Origin of the sequence: Legionella santicrucis (assembly GCF_001468135.1) — a bacterium.
Lineage (GTDB): Bacteria > Pseudomonadota > Gammaproteobacteria > Legionellales > Legionellaceae > Legionella > Legionella santicrucis.
In genome coordinates, this window is record NZ_LNYU01000010.1 from 1 (window position 1) to 19,702 (window position 19,702).

Below are 19,702 nucleotides of genomic sequence, written 5' to 3' on the forward strand. Positions count from 1 at the left end.
TGGTGGTAGCGGTTGGCATGGTGGTAGCGGTTGGCATGGTGGTGGCGGCTGGCATGGTGGCGGCGGCTGGCATGGTGGCGGCCACTGGCGTTAATAACGTCGTTAGCGCAATATAATAGCAGTAACCTAACGAATTAGATGTTATCGTAAGTAAAGTCTCACGCTTCGCGTGCGCATAGACATCAATTTAAAAAAATTGGCGCCTATGCGCAACGGCGGAAGCTCTAAAAGTAACAAACCGGTTAGAACTTCACAACATATCTTCAAATAGACGCCCTGCTTTCGCCCTGTCTCTTGATCTTATCTCTGACTATCCTTCTCGCGGTTTAGCCCTGAAAAATCCTCCGAAATTGAAACAATAAAAATACAGTTGCTTCTTTGAACCGTCCAGCCCGAGGAAGCGCGAACGATTCAAGTAAAACATGGAGCAGCAGCATTTTTTAGATTTATTGAGTATAAATTAAGATCTCAAGAATTAGAGTGATTTTCCAATCCAGAGGGCTTTATAAAGCATCTAGATACAGAATATTCAACTTCCTTCACTTCCTGATGAGCATTTGTATTTTTTGTTGCTATATAGCGACTTAATCGAGGTGACAATAACCACATAAGCAGCGCAATTATTAAAGTCACGATACCAATACAAGCAAATACATGAGTATAAATCATCAACGAACCAATTCCTGGTTTAATTTGCTCAGGAAGTGCCGTATATGAAGCAACCGTCGCACCAATAAATCCTGCTATTGCAGAGGTTAGAAACCACATGCCCATCACAAAACCTGTAATTTGTGCAGGAACTAATTCTGCAACCATAGCCACCCCTAAAGCAGAAACCAACAGTTCACCAAGACTTTGAAACAAATAGCTTATAATGAGCCACCATGATGAAACCATTCCATGCTCTGTATAAAAATAACGAGCAAAAAAGAGCATTAGAAAACTCAATCCACACATGGTCATGCCTAAAGAAAATTTATAAGGAATAGAGAAGGTAATCCCTTTTTTATTGAGCAGGCCATAAAAGTAAGCCAAAACAGGACTCATCAATACAATCCAAATAGGATTCAATGCTTGAAAACTTTGTGCATCGATGGTAATTCCTAAGAAAACAGGAGTCACATTATGTACCGCAAATAAATTGAGGGATGTTGGCATTTGCTGATACAACGTAAAGAAAATTACCGCCTCGATCATTAGTGCTAAGGCAACTAACATGCGATTCCTTACCACTTTATTTTCTTTTCGCAAAATAAATATGTAATAGCCAATTACTGCAAGGGTAATAAGCCAAAATAAATTTTTTGTGAGCATTACATGCTGCAATAAATATGCCGAGCATTCGGTGAGAAAAAATACTCCAAAAAGTATTATTAACCAATGGAGTGAGGAGATCTCACGCTTATCTGCATCCGTATTAATATGAGCAATAAATTGGTGTTGTAACCAATAATTCGCTAATCCAATTAACAAACCAATTGCACTCATCATATAAGCATAAGAATAACCATATCGACTGGAAATTGCAGGACCTGCAAATAATGCAATCATACTCCCTAAATTAATTGCCATATAATATAAAGTAAAGCCCTCATGTAACCGAGGATCATTTTCTTCATAACATTTAGCCAATAAATTCGATGGGTTGGCTTTAAATAAGCCATTTCCCACACATATTAAACCCAGTGCAAAAAACACATGTTCTTTATCTGTAATCGCTAATGAAAAATATCCCGCGGCTAAAACAATAAGACCAAGAACGATAGTGCGTTTGGTACCTAAAATCCTATCTCCTAAGTACCCACCAATTACGACCATTCCGTAAACAAGAGCTGAAAAAGCGCCAAATGTATAATATGAAACCGTATCTGTATATCCCAAGTAGCGGATAAAAAATAGTGTTAGAATTCCTTGTACTGTATAAAACCCAAACCTCTCCCATAATTCCAACATAAAAATCATATGAAATGCGCGTGGTTGTTCACGAAGGATATTTACCATAAGCGTTCTTCCTTAAAGGGGGATATTTTTTGAAACCCAGAAAAGCAGCTCATTACATGATAAGCAAGATAAGGATGTTGAAGACGGTAAATTTTGGAATTTTTTGTGAAAACAAAAGATATGTTTACAGTTAAAAAATTCAAAAAATCCAGTAGGTTAAGTTCCTTATGATGCTTAATATAACATGACTGCTTTGTCTAAGCTAAAGTAAAGGAGTTTTAATTTTTTTGCAATAGACCTTGTCATCTTAAAACATCTTAAGTCACTTACAAGTAGCATAAATTTTGAGAAGAAGGCTTAGAAGAGCTTGCTAATCCATCTCAAACTCAACTATATTTCACATAAATATTCAATAAAATGCGACAAAAACAATCATCATGTCTAAAAAAGCCATTTATTTAGCAGGAGGCGGTGCCCGAGGCGCTTATCAAGCAGGAGTACTCAAAGCAATTGGCCAAATATTACAGGTTAAAACACTTCCTTTTGACGTAGTCAGTGGAGTTAGCGTAGGCAGTATTAATGCGGTTGTACTTGCTGAAAATGCGGACGACTTCCCAACTGCTCTTGATAAACTCGAAACTATGTGGAGTGAGATCCATTGTCAACAAATTTACAAAGCCAGCAACTTTGCATTAGGCAAATCAGTAGTACGTAATATGAGTACGATGATGATCAAACAGCGCCAAGCAGCGCATTTATTAGATACAACCCCACTGAAACAAATGATCGATGAGGGGCTTGATTTCACCAAAATCACCCAAAATATAGCCAATGGCACACTAAATACACTGGAAATAATTAGTAATTGCTATGAAACACGTCAAACAATTTCTTTTTATGAGCATAATAATCCTGAATTTGTTGATTGGAATTACCCGCGACATAGCAGTAAACGCACCAGCATTACAGCAGAACATATTTTAGCATCCAGTGCTTTACCCTTATTTTTTCCTACAGTATTACTTGATGGATTTCATTATGGTGATGGAAGTATAGGCTTGGCAGCACCACTTCGTGGCGCCATTCGTTTTGAAGTAGATAAAATTTTGATTTTAGGAACTCGGGCCATACCTACATTCGTTGAACAGGAAAATTTGCGTAATAACGACGATATTCCCTTTTCACACATTTTTGGAAATATGCTAAATGCACTTTTCTTAGACAATCTTGATCGTGATATTGAAATGGTAAATCGAATGAACGAAATTGCAATGCTCCTATCCATCTGGAAGAAACGTCGTTCTCCTTGGAGACCTATTACAACATTGCACCTGCGCCCAAGTAAAGATTTAGCGCCTTTAGCTCAAGGACATTTTAAAGCCCTACCCACATTGTTGAGGTATCTGCTTAATTTTTTAGGTGAAAAGAAACATTCTGGTGATCTTTTAAGTTTTGTTCTTTTCGAACAAGATTTCACAAGAGAGATTCTTCAGTTAGGGTTTCAAGATACGATGAACAACGCGAAAGAAGTGGCTGCTTTTTTTGAGTGACGCGCTCTGATGACCAACTCCATCACATATCAGCGTAGAATAAACATACCTAAATCATATAACGCTCATAGATTATGAGCGTAACAATCGCAAAACATCTTTAGTCTCGGGAAGAATTCCACGCCAAATAAAAAAGGCCTCTGCTGCTTGTTCAACCAACATCCCTAAACCATCAACGGCGTCACAGCCTAAGTCTCTAGCATATCGGACAAAAGCGGTTATACCCTGATGTTTGTAAGATAAATCATAACAAAACGGTTTTGCAGCCATACACTCTAAAGGTAAAGTAACAAACTCCCCGGCCAAACTCGCAGAAGTGGCATTAATAACAATATCAAACACACCCTCAACTTCACGAAGGTTAATACATTTAACCTGAGGAAAATCCTGCTGTAATGCAGCGGCTTTCTCAGGCGTACGATTCGCGATGATGATGGCTGTGGGATGCTCCTCTAATAATGGATAAATAATCCCGCGTGCAGCACCCCCGGCACCCAGTATTAATATGCGCTTGTCTTGTGCCGAAAGATAATGATTCAAATCACGAATAAAACCAATACCATCTGTATTATCTGCATGCAGTTGCTCTGCATTTATCCATAAAGTATTCGCTGCTCCAGCTTGCTGGCAGCGGTGACTACGTTGTTGTGCCATTGCAAAAGCACGTTGTTTAAAAGGTAAAGTAACATTAAGTCCTTTGCCTTCTTGATGAAAGAAATCAGTAACTTGTTGTTCAAATGTGCGATCATCTGCTTTAATTTTTTCATAGGTTATTAAAGCATTGACTTGCTTTGCAAAATGTTGATGAATAATGGGGGATAGACTATGTTCGATAGGATTACCCATAACTGCATAACGCTGAGGCAATTAACTCTCCTTTTTATTGGCATTCATTCTAGAAGATACATAACGATAGTCTTCATCATATCAGAAACATGATTGAATCATCATAACACTCCAGAAATTTTTTGATTCAATTTTATATGGCGACTTCTTGCAGTTGAGTACTAAAAATACCAATGAATACAAGAGTGTGTTGTCATACCTAAGAATTATTTAACTTTTCTTGCAAAAATTCATAATTTTACAATAATTAAAATAAGCCCTCCTTCTTCGTATCACCTTTGCTGTTATATAGTGATTACGAATAAAAATAAATTTGAATTAAGGAAAATTCAATGAGCGATTTTTCCGAACAAGAAAAAAATATCTTAAGAAACAGTCCATTGTTGAAACATTTGTCTGAAAAGAACTATCAGTTGTTCATGGCTATTTCGTCTCGAACAACTTTAGGTAAAGGTGATCTTTTACTTAAAGAGGGAGAAATAAGTGATGATTTTTTTATTATTATTTCAGGAACCGTTGGTCTTTATAAGAAAGAGGATGAGAACTCTGATCCTGAATTTATAGAAACACTAGCCTCTGGTGAAACGATTGATGAAATGAGGGCCATTCAAAATCGTACTTGTGCGCTTACAGTAATTGCTATTGAGTCGGTTGTTGTACTACACACATCCATTAGTCAATTACAAGCACTAGAAAATCAACGCTGTCATAAAGCTATTGTAGAAGCCATTATCAAAATTATTAATGATCGGTTATTCCACAGTAATGAAACCATTTTAAATAAGATTCATGAGAAAAAAAGAAAAAGTAAGCAACTTCTTTTTTCTCTTTTTAGTATGCTTGTGCTAATTATTTTCTTATGTGAGTTGGGTATAGGACTTTATTATACATTGAATCCTATGGATTTTTGTAATTGGATTAGTGCGCTTCCGGCTGAAAGCGCTAAAGTTTCGTTATAGATAGCTTAAACCAAAATTGTGAGCCATGCGGTTTTTGATATTTTGAATTAAAACGAAGAGTATCCTTATTAGTAGGCCCATTGCTTTTGGTGAATATTGGTTCTTAATGCTCCATTCCAATCCAAACTTGGTTGCAATCAAAATGGAACTCTAAACAGCACTTATACTAACCAACACGCTTTTTCGCCAAATTCCAAATGTGCATCAATTCATCAAAAGATTGTCCCTGCAAATTATTTAATTCTTTTTCTTTTGCAACTGTCTTCACTGCTTGCAGTCTACGCTCAAATTTCTCTAATGTTTTTTTAAGCGTATCTTGAGGAGAAAATTGACAATAAACACATAAGGAAAATACCGCATGCAATAGGTCACCAATTTCTTCTTGTAACGCAGATTGGTTCATGCTCTGTTTTGACTGTAAATGTTCCGAAATTTCCATACATTCACTTTGAATTTGCTCTATAATTTGAGCGGTTGTTTCCCACTGAAAGCCAAAATCAGCAGCCTCTTGCTCTAAGAATAATACTTTTTCCAACAAATTCATTTAACTCACCTATATAAACAAAACCGTATCATACTTTTGTAATGCAACTTTGATAATAATTAATGTGAGTTTGATATCATTTTTTATATTTTATATTCAAAACATTAATTGAGATTTACCTTCCGCTTTGCGGAAGGCAAATCTCTTATTGAAAAGACAACTTAACGATGTTCCAAACTTTTGGAAACAACTTCAGCTAAATCACGCGATAGGTTCTGCTTCGCTAATCTTTCTAACTGATTGTGCATTAAACTTTGCCTGGATTTATCATAACGTTGCCATCGAGTAAATGGATTGGCAGCGCGCGCTGCAATCTGTGGATTGATCTTATCTAACGTAATTAATATATCCGCTAAAAAGCTGTATCCACTACCATCAACAGCATGAAAATTACGTGGATTTGCCATACAAAATGCACTAACTAAAGCGCGAACCTTGTTAGGATTTTTAATATTAAATGCAGAATGTTGTAATAACGTTTTTACATGAGTTAAGGTATCTGGAAGTTCACTGGTAGCTTGAATTGTGAACCATTTATCCAAAACCAAATCATTTTTAGCCCATTGTTTATAAAAATCCTCAACTGCCTGCTCTCGCAATCCTTGATTGGTACAATTAGCTAATAAAGAAAAGCTCGCTATTTGATCGGTCATCGTTTGTGCAGAGATAAATTGCTGCTGACACATTTCTAAAGCAGCGGCTTCTTTTGCCTTCATCATGAGCCACAAACAGATATTACGTAATTTTCTACGTCCATAAGCTACCCCGTGCATCTGATGATCTTCTGCTTGCCACAATTGGTGATAAAGTGTTTGTGCCGAGTCATACAAATACCAACCCAATTGTTGACGGAAAAAATCACGAGCAGTCTCCACTGTGCCCACATCAACGCAATTTAATGTTGCTGCGACTTCTTCAAAGCCAGGGGGAGTTAATAATTCTGCGCGTAAATCAGCATCTAATGACTCATCGAGTAAGACATGTTTGAATGCTGAACTCAAGGCAGGAGGAATTTGCCATGTATTTGATGGTTGTTCTAAATAATTCTTAATACAACTCAAGACGAGACTCTGAGCAGCATCCCACTTAGCGTACCCATCTGTTTCATAACGCAATAAGAACAGTAACTCATCTTGGCTTAAATTATGTTTCAATTTGATAGGAGCAGAAAACCCCCTTAATAAGGAGAAAACAGGTTTTTCACTTAAATCAGAAAAACTAAAACTTTGTTCTGCTTCTTTTAACTCCAAAATATCTCTATCTATATGGATCTTATGACCTTGAGAATTAAAGAGGGCAATACGAATAGGAATATGAAATGGTTTCTTATGATGGCATTCAGGGGTAGGAGGACAATTTTGTTGCATCTTTAAAGTTAACTTACCCTTTTCATAAGTACTGATTACCGTCACTTCTGGGGTTCCTGCCTGGCTATACCATCGTTTAAATTGAGTCAGGTCTACCTGATTCGCATCTTCCATTGCCGCAACAAAGTCGTCAATAGTAACTGCTTGACCATCATGACGTTCAAAATATAAATCCATGCCACGTCGGAACCCCTCTTTCCCAAGTAAAGCATGCTGCATACGAATTACCTCAGCACCTTTATTATAAACGGTTGCTGTGTAGAAATTATTTATTTCTTGGTACGAGTCTGGTCGCACAGGATGCGCCATTGAACCTGCATCCTCTGGAAATTGGGCGCTACGTAACACACGAACATCCATAATGCGGTTCACATCACGTGAATTCATATCACAAGAAAATTCTTGATCACGAAAAACAGTTAATCCTTCTTTTAGACTTAATTGAAACCAATCTCGGCATGTAACACGATTACCTGTCCAATTATGAAAATATTCATGAGCAACCACTCCTTCAACATCAGCAAAATCTTGATCCGTTGCGGTATCTGGACTCACTAAAATGTATTTAGAATTAAAAATATTTAATCCTTTATTCTCCATTGCTCCCATATTGAAATCACTGACAGCTACGATCATAAAAATATCCAAATCATATTCTCGTCCATAGGCCTCTTCATCCCAACGCATGGCATTTTTCAAAGATTTCATCGCATGTGCACATTTATCCTCATTTCCAGGTTCAACATAAATATGCAAATCAATAGTCCGCCCAGAACAAGTAACAAATTGATCACTGACTCGAGCCAAATTACCCGCAACTAAAGCGAATAAATAAGAAGGTTTTTTAAAAGGATCATTCCAAATCACCCAATGACGTCCATCAGCCAAATCACCTGAATCAACTAAATTTCCATTAGACAACAAAATAGGATAATGCTTTTTATCTGCCGAGATACGAGTGGTATAAGTCGCTAATACGTCAGGGCGATCTGGAAAATACGTAATCCGTCTAAATCCCTCTGCTTCACACTGAGTACAAAATAAATGGTTGGAACGATACAGACCGGATAATTGTGTATTATTTTGTGGATAAATACGTGTCACTATAGTTAAAGTCAACTCATCAGGACAATTTTCTATGATGAGTGCTTCAGATTGTAAGGTATAAGCAGAAGGTTCTAATTTTTGACCGTTCATATGTACACTGACTAATTCCAATTCGTCACCATATAAATGCAATGGCCCTTTATGACGACGAATTAATTTAAGTTCGTTGCTAACCAATGCATGATCATCATATAAGTCAAAATTTAAATTCACAGTATCTACTGTAAAAAAAGGAGGCTGGTAATTTTTCAAAAAAACAGTAGTGTTTGGCATGATTATGACATCCTTTGCGAAAAAGCGATTAATTTGTTGAGTTATATAAAAATTTACTTAGTTTAGCCTATAATAATTATAAAGGGGTAGCTTCTTAGATCAAACAATATAAAGAGTGAGAAGTTAACTAAAAACATTTATTGCTTTTATCCGCGAGAAGTATTAAATGTAAAGAAACATAGGTTTATATCCTTCACCAGGATATGTATAAGGGGATGGCACATGAACACTCAAGACTTTTTAACCGGCTATACCAAACGTTTTGTTGATAATAAAGAAGAAGAACTGAGTTTGGAAGAATACCTGGAATTGTGTAAAAATGACCCTTCTGCTTATGCCAATCCAGCGGAACGATTATTGATGGCTATAGGGGAGCCAGAAATGATTGATACCCGCCATGATCCTGTGTTATCAAGAATTTTCTCCAATAAAGTGATTCCACAGTATCGCGTGTTCCAAGATTTTTACGGCATGGAAGAGCCAATCGAACAAATTGTCGGTTTTTTAAAACATGCTGCTCAAGGATTGGAAGAAACAAAGCAAGTTCTTTATCTCTTGGGACCTGTTGGTGGTGGTAAATCTTCAATTGCTGAAAAGTTAAAAGATTTGATGGAAAAAGTTCCATTTTATGCCATTAAAGGTTCGCCGGTGTTTGAGTCCCCACTTTCTTTATTTAATCCGACAGAAGATGCAGAATTATTGCGAGAGCGTTTTGGCATTCCTTCCCGCTATTTACGCTACCTCATGTCTCCTTGGGCTGTAAAAAGATTACATGAATTCAATGGAGACATCAGCAAATTCAAAGTAATTAAAGTAAGACCTTCTCGCTTAAAGCAAATTGCAATCGCCAAAACAGAACCCGGAGATGAAAACAATCAGGATATTTCTTCATTGGTCGGTAAAGTTGACATTCGTAAACTAGAAGAATTTTCCCAAGATGATCCAGATGCTTATAGTTATTCTGGAGGACTATGTCGAGCCAACCGTGGTCTTTTAGAGTTTGTGGAAATGTTTAAAGCGCCCATTAAAGTTTTACATCCTTTATTAACAGCAACTCAAGAAGGCAATTACAATCCAACTGAAGGTTTATCTTCCATACCCTTTGAAGGAATTATTTTAGCTCACTCCAATGAATCAGAATGGCAAACATTCAGAAACAATAAAAATAATGAAGCATTTATTGATCGTATCAATATTGTAAAAGTACCTTATTGTCTGCGTATTTCTGAAGAAAATAAGATTTATCAAAAGCTTATTGATAATAGTTCATTAACTCAAGCTCATTGTGCGCCAGGCACGTTGGATATGTTAGCTCAATTTTCGGTCTTAACCCGTTTAAAAGAGCCACAAAACTCAAGCATTTACTCTAAAATGCGTGTGTACAATGGAGAAAGTTTAAAAGATACTGATCCAAAAGCAAAATCATATCAGGAGTATCGTGATTTTGCTGGTGTTGATGAAGGAATGAGCGGTGTCTCCACTCGTTTTGCCTTCAAAATACTTTCTAAAGTGTTTAATTTTGACCATAGTGAAGTAGCAGCAAACCCAGTACATTTAATGTATGTGTTAGAACGTCAAATTGAACAAGAACAGCTTCCCCAAGAAATACAGGAATCTTATTTAGGCTTCATTAAAGAGTATCTTGCTCCTAAGTATGTTGAATTTATTGGTAAAGAAATTCAAACAGCTTATCTGGAATCCTATTCCGAATACGGACAAAATATCTTCGATCGCTACATTACCTATGCTGACTTCTGGATACAAGATCAAGATTATCGAGATCCTGATACAGGTGAAATTTTTGATCGCGCTTTATTGAATCAAGAATTGGAAAAAATTGAAAAGCCAGCCGGGATATCAAATCCAAAAGATTTTCGTAATGAGGTAGTGAATTTTGTGTTACGTGCTCGCGCTAATAACCGAGGCAAGAATCCTGTTTGGAACAGTTATGAAAAACTAAGAACAGTTATTGAGAAAAAAATGTTTACCAATACTGAAGATTTGTTACCGGTTATCTCCTTTAATGCTAAAGCCTCTGAAGATGATAAGAAAAAACATGAGGAATTCATTTCGCGAATGATAGATAAAGGGTATACACGCAAACAAGTACGCTTGCTTTGTGAATGGTATTTGCGAGTACGGAAGTCACAATAATAAAAAACCCTCATCTGTGATGAGATCCAAGATGGGCTCAAAGCGGCTTGGCTTCCGGGGTTATAGTTGCGCTTCATCAAGCCACAATATTCACGAAAAATGATTTGTATGGGGATAAATTATGTCGCAATTGATTGATAGACGACAAAACGCAGGGAAAAAAAGCACGGTAAATCGCCAACGTTTCCTTCGTCGTTATAAAAATCAGATCAAACGTGCTGTCTCCGACGCTGTTGGAAAACGTAGTATTACTGAAATTGACCAAGGCGAACAAATTACGATTCCAGCTAAAGACATTTCTGAACCTATGTTTCGCCGAGGCCAAGGCGGACACATAGAGCGCATATTGCCAGGTAATGACAATTTTATAGCTGGCGATAGAATAAAAAGACCTAGTGGTGGTTCTGGAGGAGGAGGCGACTCCAATGCAAGTGATAGCGGCGAAGGCGAAGATAATTTTGTCTTTGAATTATCGCGAGAAGAGTTTCTTGATTTGTATTTTGAAGATCTTGAATTACCTGATTTGGTTAAAAAAGAACTCGCACAAATTAGTACGTTCAAAACCGTCCGCGCTGGAGTAACAACCAGCGGTATTCCTAATAATATTAATGTTCTCCGCTCCATGAAACAAGCAACAGGGCGAAGAGTAGCTTTAGCATCTCCCTATAAAAGACAATTAAAAGAATCTGTGAAAGAATTGGATAAGCTGCAAGCCCAACCTGTTCTAGATACAGATGAAATAAAAAAATTAGAAAAAAGAATTGAGTTTTTGAAAAAGAAAATACAAACCGTCCCATTCATAGATACGATTGATCTCCGGTATAATTATCGTATCCGTATTCCTTCTCCGTCTACTCAAGCAGTCATGTTCTGCGTGATGGATGTATCTGGATCAATGGATGAAGCTAAAAAAGACATTGCAAAACGTTTTTTTATCTTGCTCTATATGTTCCTTACTAAGAATTATGAAAAAATTGAATTAGTGTTTATCCGGCACCATACATCAGCCAAAGAAGTCAATGAAGAAGAGTTCTTTTATTCTCGAGAAACTGGAGGGACTGTAGTTTCTAGTGCCTTGGAACTTTTAAGCGCAATTATTGAGGCACGCTATCCACCCGAGTCTTGGAACATTTACGTGGCTCAAGCATCAGATGGTGATAATTGGAATGCAGATTCACCTTATTGCCAAGAACTACTTCAAGATAAGATTATGCCTTTATTGCAATATTTTGCTTACATCGAAATCATGCCGCGTCATCATCAAAGTTTATGGGAAGTTTATCAGCTCGTTAAAGAGAGCTATCCTAATTTTGCCATGGAAAATATTGATACGGTAGCGGATATATATCCTGTATTTCATGAGCTCTTTAAAAGGAAAACTGTATGAGAAAGAAACCATTATCTACAGGCGCAGAATGGACCTTTGAATTAATTCAGGATTATGATCGCGAAATCGCACGCATTGCTAAAGACTTTAAGCTTGACACTTATCCTAACCAGATTGAGGTCATTTCTGCGGAGCAAATGATGGATGCCTATGCCTCAGTAGGTATGCCTATAGGTTATCATCACTGGTCTTTTGGCAAACATTTTGTAAGTGTTGAAAAAAGTTATAAACGTGGGCAAATGGGTTTAGCTTATGAATTAGTGATCAATTCTAATCCTTGTATTTCCTATCTCATGGAAGAAAACTCTATGCCTATGCAAGCTTTGGTTATTGCTCATGCTTGTTATGGCCATAACTCATTTTTTAAAAATAATTATTTATTTAAAATGTGGACCTCGGCTGATGCCATTATTGATTATTTAGTATTTGCAAAAAAATACATCAGCGATTGCGAAGAACACTATGGCATTAATGAGGTTGAAGCAATACTTGATGCATGCCATGCCCTTATGAATTATGGAGTAGATCGTTATAAACACCCCGCCCCATTATCCATGCAAGAAGAAAAGATTCGCCAGCAAAACCGCGAAATATACATGCAATCTCAAGTAAATGAATTATGGCGAACGATCCCACACAGCAAGCAAGTGGTAAGTCCGTCTCAGAAAAAGCGTTTCCCAGAAGAGCCTCAAGAAAACATTTTATATTTTCTTGAAAAAAATGCCCCCTTATTAGAACCCTGGCAACGCGAAATTGTACGTATAGTACGCAAAATGGCGCAATATTTTTATCCCCAAGGTCAAACTAAAGTAATGAATGAAGGATGGGCCTGTTTTTGGCATTATACAATTTTACATGCACTGTATGATGAAGGCTTGGTTACTGACGAGTTTATGCTGGAAATCTTACAAAGCCATACGAATGTCATCATGCAACCGTCTTACAACAGCCCTTATTATAATGGCATTAATCCCTATACATTGGGATATCATATGATGCAAGATGTCAAACGGATCTGTGAAAATCCTACTGAAGAAGATAAACGATGGTTTCCTTATTTAGCAAATACAAACTGGTTAACCAGTCTTGATACAGCCATGCGTAATTATAAAGATGAAAGTTTTATTGCCCAATATTTATCACCTAAATTAATTCGAGACTTGAAATTATTTCATATCGTCGATGATGATCGTAGCCCTGATCTTTACGTCAATGCCATTCATAATGAATCAGGATATCAAAAAATAAGAGAAGCCTTATCAAGACAATATAACTTAGGTTATTTTGAACCAGACATCCAAGTTTATTCCATTGATTTACAAGGGGATCGTTCCATGACCTTAAGATATGCACAACACAATCGAGTTCCCTTGGGTAATACAACCACAGATGTGCTCAAACATCTTTATTCCTTATGGAAATTCCCTATTGTATTGCAAGCAGTAAACTCTGAAAATGAAATTACCCAAGAATACCATTGCCCACCTAAACCGCTACCTAATGCATGATGCTCATGCACTATTTAAGTTAACAGTATGGCCAAGGATTTCGTCAAAAGGCAAGCATCCCCTCTGAACAAATACCTGAGGTGTGCTCACATCATCTCAAGCAGAAAGATTTTTGATTCTTGTTGAAAAAAGTGCATTAAAAAATAAAAATGCCCCCTCAGGGGCATTGGCAATTATTCTAAGGCCATTTCAATCGCAAAAGCTAAAGCCAATTTAGAAAAATTAGTCATATGTTCTAGACTTAATAAGTCCATAGTATCTGAAGAGGAATGAATGTAAGGATTATGATCTTCAAAATTAGACTCGCAAGGGAATGCTGCTGGAACTCCTATTTCATGCCATGAAGCATGATCACTACATCCATAACCACATTCTGAATAATCAACTGGAACCTGTACATAAGTCTTAATTAATTGAGCGACAAATTTACTTAAGTTCCTATCGGTGTAGTCGGTAAATACCCACATAGTAGGATCTTTAGGATCTACGCGATACCCAGTCATATCAAACTGTATTGCCGCTTTTACCGGGATAGATTTGGATTTAAAATGCTTCACTACATACTGGGAGCCTACTAAACCGCGTTCTTCTGCGGCATACCAAATAATATAAATGGGACGCTTAAATGCTATTTTAGAATTTAATAATACGCGCGCCATTTCCATATTCGATGATGAACCACTACCATCATCACCCGCTCCTGGCATACGTCCATCAAGCGTATCCATATGCGCCCCAATCACTACCGCAGGTGCTTTAATGTCTTTACCAATCACCGTCACTAAGGAAGGTTGCTTATACCGGCCTGTTTCTACAAAGAAAGTTGCAGTATCAGTACGACCACTTTCAATGACCATCTTCTCAAATGTGTCTTTTAACCATTTAGCAGCTAATACGCCTGTATCTTGACTTGCTGAACGATTATGAAATGCAGTTAATTGAGATAGAGTATGCCAAATATTATCAGACACTATATTTTTTAACTCTTCATTAACTTCCTTTTGATGTTTAATTTCATAAGCAATATCACTTAGAGGTTTTGCTTTAACAGTCTTTTGTTGTAAAAGACCTTGTGCTGATTGTTTTTTTACTGCAATTTGCATCCCTTCAATTTTGTGGCTCACATTGATGAATCGCCCACAATTGACTTGATCCGCTAAATGACTGAGAGCATCCAAATCAGTCGCAGAAATATCAATAATTTTAAAATCCTTATTTTCTGCCAAAACCTCATAGGGAGTAGCAATTTTTGCTGCAAGACATTGAGGTACTTGCACTTGCTCGTGAATAGCATTCGCTGCCAAAACATTCGCACTCGCAAACATCGAACCCGCTGCGATATAGGTCATCCATTGATTCAAACGCATTTATACTCCTAAATTTAATTAATTTTAAAACGAGATTAACTCGTAGCCATTTACTTTACCTAAATTCTACAATGGGATCTACTGCTTAATTAAAGTCGCGTTACAACAAACAATGGTCACGTGTTCTTTTTTTAATCTATTCGCTATTGATAATCATTTTCATTTGGGATAAAGTGGGACCCCTAATCCACTCAATGAGCAAATAGATGGCAATCAATAAAAAAAGTTTCCCTATAAAAAAAATTCCCTATTATCTGCTTCTAACCCTTCTAACAACGGGTGCTAGTTTAATCCTTGGTTTTTTAAGTTTTGGTGGCATGTATGCATTAATTCCCGCATTGTCATTAGCATTTGCCACTTTTGGGCTCTCCGTCGCTTATGAAGGTGAAATTTATTTACAAAATATTAAAGGTGCCTTTAAAAAATTATTTAAAAGTAACTACTTAGAAAATCATTTAGCAAAGGAGTATCTATTAAAAAATTTCCCCGAGAATACTGATGATCCAAATTGTCCTCAGTTTTTCAAGGATTATGAAAAGCAACTGCAACTTCTTAGCCTGTTTCATCACAAACAACTTGATAAGGAAAGTCAAAAGCAAAAAAAACAAATCGAAAAAACTCTAGCAGACATGGAAAAATGGTTTGCGTTACAACTTTTCGCCCCCAAAGATTCTCACGATGAAGAAAAACCTTCTGCGTATGCACTTAAGTTAAGAAAATGGCTTGCAAAACATGAACAAAGCGAATGGCAAGCTCGCCTGGAGAAGCGCCAATCTACGTTTAATTATGTTAAAGGCTTTAGTGCTCTTGCTGCAGCTTTTATGGGGTTAGGTAGTACTTATCTCATCGTTGAAGCATTTAGCGTAATTCCTTTGTTTGCCGCAATTCCCTTTGCATTATGGCCATTCATAATCGTTCCCATGTCGATCATTGCCGGCGCTGCATATGGAATGTTGACCTATAACACCATCACCGATCTGATTAACAACGATACCCTTAATAAATGGTATCAAAAACTTCGTCATGATTTGAGCCAAGGCTTAACGGTCCGTAATGTGTTTATGGCATCTATGGCCGTATTTTTAGCAGGTTTAGCAGTTGCACTTACGATTTGTACTGCAGGGACTTGGTGGACTATAGCGACTAATGCACGTCCATTATTTGACTGGATGAAAAAGATGCCCAGTTTTATTATGGGTGTGATTAATCCAATTATTACGGGATTATCCGCTATATTCTTTAACATCCAAAATACTGCTGAATCTCTAGAAATAGTAGATGAGGCAACTCGTTCGAATAAAAACATATTTCGTAGCATTTATGAGTCAGTGGCTGAAAACCTGTCTCATGTCCGCGATACAGAAAATTGGTTCCAGATTTTCAACCCATTTCGCCTGCTTTTAAAACTGACCCTTACTCCACTACGAATTCTGCTCTTTTTAGGGCATCTAGTCAGCATTGCCGTAACTTCAGATCGTATGCCTGGCGTGCCGCAAATTGTATCCGCGCTGGTGGGAATTATTAGTGAAGGTTTTGAAGATGCTCACTATTTTGCTGGCCATGAAGAGAAGTCTTCGCAAGACTCTAAAAAAACAGCATCGTTATTGGAAGAACGTTTGGCAGGAGAAACCGAAAATGAGCCAAATACAGATATCCCTACTCGTCTTCTAAAAATCATCGCATCGCCTTTATATGCCCTAGCAGCGGGCTGGGATTATGTGGCCAGTCAATTCAACTCAGCATCTAATAAAAAAGAAGTGCTTACTTTTGCCCGCGCATGGGATAAACAACGAGGAATAGAAAAAGATGTAAAAGTAGAACTGCCTAAAGATGCCCAGCATTCTTCACAAGAAAGGCAAGAATGGAAAGTAGAACATACCCTCTTTTTAATTGACAAATATTCAAGAAAACACTTAAATCAAGTCAAAATTGGTACTGAATTAGCAGGAGATAAAAACCGTGCCCTTCATGAGTTGAGAGAAAAAGTTCAAGCAACAACGTCTAATGACAATTCACTCAAAAACATCCTTGCTGAGGCGAAAAATAATCCTGTTTATAATCAACATCGACTATTTTCATTTTCTAAAGACGAAAAAACAGCGACACAAGAGTTTGTTGAACGATTACCTGAGCGCGTTAACGCCATGGTATAAATTCTTTAATGTACTTCACCAGATCATCTCTACTTGAAACAAGCAGAGATGATCAGACTAATCTCCACACATTCTAGATGCCTAAAGCTCCGAGAGCTCTTTATTTCTCTCCGAAGACAATCGTATTGTATGAAGAAATTTCTTGCAATTGATGTTGATCCAATTCAACTTCCTGTAAATTTTTCAAGGCGTCATAATACTTTAAAAGCAGCGATAAGAATTTAGATTTTTTTGTTTCCGTCTGGAGAAAGGACTTATTAAATAGCTGATACAAGGTATTATTTACCGTTTTCTCAATCCGATCAGGAACAGATATGGGCGCAGATAACAAGTTCTCAAGATATTCAATTTTGGTTTGCACCGTTTCACAAGCAGGTGAAGTCAAAGCCAACAAAACGGCACGCATTTGGCTAAATTCTAATCTTTTAGAATCCTTGATCTGTAAATCATGGGCATGGGATAACATTTCATCAAAAACCAGACCAATGTGCATTTTAGCATGCCTATATTCTTCATTTTGGGTCTGTTGATCAACAGACGATCTCACACCCTGTAATAAAGAAAGTAATTGAGATAACTCTTTCTTTGGTAATCTTAAGGACTGCTCACACATACAAAATTGTACCATTAAACGGTTCATTTCAGCATGGCAATATCTATTAATGTCATCATGCTCTATTGCCTTTACTAGGATTTGCATCACTTGCTCAAGGCAAGCTAATAAATTTTTAAATGTTTTACCCTGACTCTCCAAATCATTTAAAAGTTTTTGACCAAAAAAAGTAGTATTTTTTTGCGTATTAAGTTTTTTATTATCTAATTGTTTCAGTTCGAATAGACAATTAGCATGCCATTCCAATAAACTTTCTAAGTATTTATTAGGCAAGATATAAAGGTGATTCTGTATATGATCCACTAAAACCATTCGATCAAAAAAGTCTGTATGAGACAGTTGATTCTTGGAACGACGCATTAAATTGCGTTCATATTGTTTTTGTCCTTTACTAATCTGATTCGTTAAACCACTTAACTCTTCAAGCAGAGATTGGCAGCCATTTTGATATGAGTAGACATTCTCTTGATCCGCTAAGGCCCGCTTAAATTCCTTACAAAACTTACGAACTACTTCCACGTTTTGGGGGGCTGAGAGATTTCCCTCTTCAACAATGCGCTTTAGTTGCTGATAACTATCCCACAATAATCTTTTGCATTGCTCTTCAACATTGCCTTTTTTATCGGTTAAAATAAACTGCAGCTTATTCTCACAGTTTTTTAAGATTTGATTTAAATCACTCAATAATTTTTGATTGAATAAATAAAATTCTACATTTTCATTAACGATTTCATGCTTTAAAGTTTTAGAAAATTCTAAATCCTGATTATTAAAAAGTGATAAATGGCACCTAAGCTCTTCATTTATAAATTGAACGCGCGACAAATTAAGTTGGATACGTTGTAGATTAATTTCATCAATTTCTTTTGCAATGCCAGCATAGAGACCGTGGGCGATGCTGTCTTTAATTTTACCATAAACCATGTCTTGCTTTTCATTCTGTAGTAATGGAGTGTGCGTTTGAATCCCTTCATTAGATGGCTCGGTCTCATTCCTCTCCGTAATTGTTTTGGCTTCCTGAGCAGTATGCAACTGCTCTTCGAGACGAATTTTTTTTAATTTTAAATTTTCATCTCTACCAGCAATTGTCAGTTCGAACTTAGTGGTAATACGATTAATCACAGGTAATTTACACGGATTTGGTTGTTCTAACAACCAAGCAAGATTGTTTCTGCTTGTTTCACCCGGACCATACAATGATTCTAAGTATTGTAATATGATTTTTATTTGCGGCGAAAGCCCACGCCAGTCTTTCTTATCAAATAGTTTTTGTATGTCTGAATAAACAAAGGCTTGGTACACTGCTTGTGCACTAAAATAATTTCCCATTTCAGTCAGCTCTTTAGCAAGTAATACGAAACGCTCAAATAATAGCCGACAAGAGGCTGTATCCAGTCGTTTTAAAAGCTCATTACGAATATACTCACTTTGATAGCTGGATAACTGGACTAATTCTTTGGTAATCGCTTGAATAGATTCACCTTTATCTAAGCGTTCATTGACAGTTTGAGCAAACTCGGTATAGGCTTTATTTGCCATTTTGGTCATCGTACCTGCTAATAAAGAAATTGCTTTGTGATTTACTGTACGTACCTGATGCGCCATCTTTGGTTCGTCATGAATTTGCTCATTTATGTTCTTATTAAGTAAAAGCTCATCCCATTTTGTTAATAGATTTGAAAACGACAGCATGGGTTGATTAAATAAATCATTGTTTGAAGATGGATAACCGAATTCAAGATTACGTGAATCCTGTGATTCGTACAAGGAGACTTGCGCCTTACTCTGGAGTAAACATTGCAACATCAGTTTCTGAAGTTGTGTCACAGAATTTTTTGGAATAGTAAATCGTGATTGCATGAAATAGTTCTCTCGCTATGATTGTTATATTACCTAGATGTTATTTTATAGAGCCAATTGGTTATTTTACAGT

12 protein-coding genes are annotated in these 19,702 nt (G+C 36.9%); 6 read left to right on the forward strand and 6 right to left on the reverse strand.

Going from position 1 to position 19,702, the window contains the following annotated elements; all coding sequences use genetic code 11:
• Positions 1 to 468: 468 nt before the first annotated feature.
• Positions 469 to 2,001, reverse strand: coding sequence for an oligopeptide:H+ symporter (locus Lsan_RS03080; RefSeq protein WP_058513073.1), 1,533 nt, complete (start codon positions 1,999 to 2,001; stop codon positions 469 to 471).
• 377 nt (positions 2,002 to 2,378) lie between these two features.
• On the opposite strand from Lsan_RS03080, the gene Lsan_RS03085 reads away from it, so the two are divergent.
• Positions 2,379 to 3,491, forward strand: coding sequence for a patatin-like phospholipase family protein (locus Lsan_RS03085; protein WP_058513074.1), 1,113 nt, complete (start codon positions 2,379 to 2,381; stop codon positions 3,489 to 3,491).
• Between the two features lie 72 nt (positions 3,492 to 3,563).
• Here Lsan_RS03085 and aroE read toward each other — a convergent pair whose 3' ends face one another.
• On the reverse strand, positions 3,564 to 4,358 hold the full coding sequence (aroE, locus tag Lsan_RS03090; RefSeq protein WP_058513075.1) for a shikimate dehydrogenase: 795 nt from the start codon (positions 4,356 to 4,358) through the stop codon (positions 3,564 to 3,566).
• A gap of 311 nt (positions 4,359 to 4,669) precedes the next feature.
• Between aroE and Lsan_RS03095 the strand changes: the two genes are divergently transcribed.
• Positions 4,670 to 5,296 (forward strand): Crp/Fnr family transcriptional regulator, encoded by a 627-nt coding sequence (locus Lsan_RS03095; protein WP_058513076.1) that lies wholly within the window; start codon positions 4,670 to 4,672, stop codon positions 5,294 to 5,296.
• A gap of 166 nt (positions 5,297 to 5,462) precedes the next feature.
• Here the strand turns inward: Lsan_RS03095 and Lsan_RS03100 are convergent, their stop codons facing one another.
• Both Lsan_RS03100 and pepN read right to left on the reverse strand, forming a co-directional pair.
• Complete coding sequence (locus Lsan_RS03100) at positions 5,463 to 5,840, reverse strand: MazG nucleotide pyrophosphohydrolase domain-containing protein (RefSeq protein WP_058513077.1); 378 nt, start codon at positions 5,838 to 5,840, stop codon at positions 5,463 to 5,465.
• Between the two features lie 161 nt (positions 5,841 to 6,001).
• A complete protein-coding gene (gene pepN, locus Lsan_RS03105; protein WP_058513078.1) occupies positions 6,002 to 8,587 on the reverse strand; it encodes an aminopeptidase N in 2,586 nt (861 codons plus the stop codon).
• Between the two features lie 222 nt (positions 8,588 to 8,809).
• On the opposite strand from pepN, the gene Lsan_RS03110 reads away from it, so the two are divergent.
• The 3 genes from Lsan_RS03110 (at position 8,810) to Lsan_RS03120 (ending at position 13,636) form a co-directional block, all read left to right on the forward strand.
• Complete coding sequence (locus Lsan_RS03110) at positions 8,810 to 10,741, forward strand: PrkA family serine protein kinase (RefSeq protein WP_058513079.1); 1,932 nt, start codon at positions 8,810 to 8,812, stop codon at positions 10,739 to 10,741.
• 121 nt (positions 10,742 to 10,862) lie between these two features.
• Positions 10,863 to 12,128, forward strand: a complete 1,266-nt coding sequence (locus Lsan_RS03115) for a YeaH/YhbH family protein (protein ID WP_058513080.1) — start codon at positions 10,863 to 10,865, stop codon at positions 12,126 to 12,128.
• Positions 12,125 to 13,636 carry a SpoVR family protein gene (locus Lsan_RS03120; protein WP_058513081.1) on the forward strand — a complete coding sequence of 504 codons (1,512 nt, stop codon included), beginning with the start codon at positions 12,125 to 12,127 and terminating at the stop codon, positions 13,634 to 13,636. Before Lsan_RS03115 ends, Lsan_RS03120 begins: the two co-directional genes overlap by 4 nt.
• Before the next feature lie 173 nt (positions 13,637 to 13,809).
• Here the strand turns inward: Lsan_RS03120 and lapA are convergent, their stop codons facing one another.
• Entirely contained in the window at positions 13,810 to 15,003 is a 1,194-nt protein-coding gene (gene lapA, locus Lsan_RS03125) for an aminopeptidase LapA (RefSeq protein WP_058513082.1), read from the reverse strand.
• A 206-nt stretch (positions 15,004 to 15,209) separates the two neighbouring features.
• Between lapA and iroT the strand changes: the two genes are divergently transcribed.
• Positions 15,210 to 17,156 carry a T4SS effector ferrous iron transporter IroT/MavN gene (gene iroT, locus Lsan_RS03130; RefSeq protein ID WP_058513083.1) on the forward strand — a complete coding sequence of 649 codons (1,947 nt, stop codon included), beginning with the start codon at positions 15,210 to 15,212 and terminating at the stop codon, positions 17,154 to 17,156.
• A 100-nt stretch (positions 17,157 to 17,256) separates the two neighbouring features.
• Here the strand turns inward: iroT and Lsan_RS22815 are convergent, their stop codons facing one another.
• Complete coding sequence (locus Lsan_RS22815) at positions 17,257 to 19,629, reverse strand: RasGEF domain-containing protein (protein WP_237762016.1); 2,373 nt, start codon at positions 19,627 to 19,629, stop codon at positions 17,257 to 17,259.
• Positions 19,630 to 19,702 lie beyond the last annotated feature (73 nt).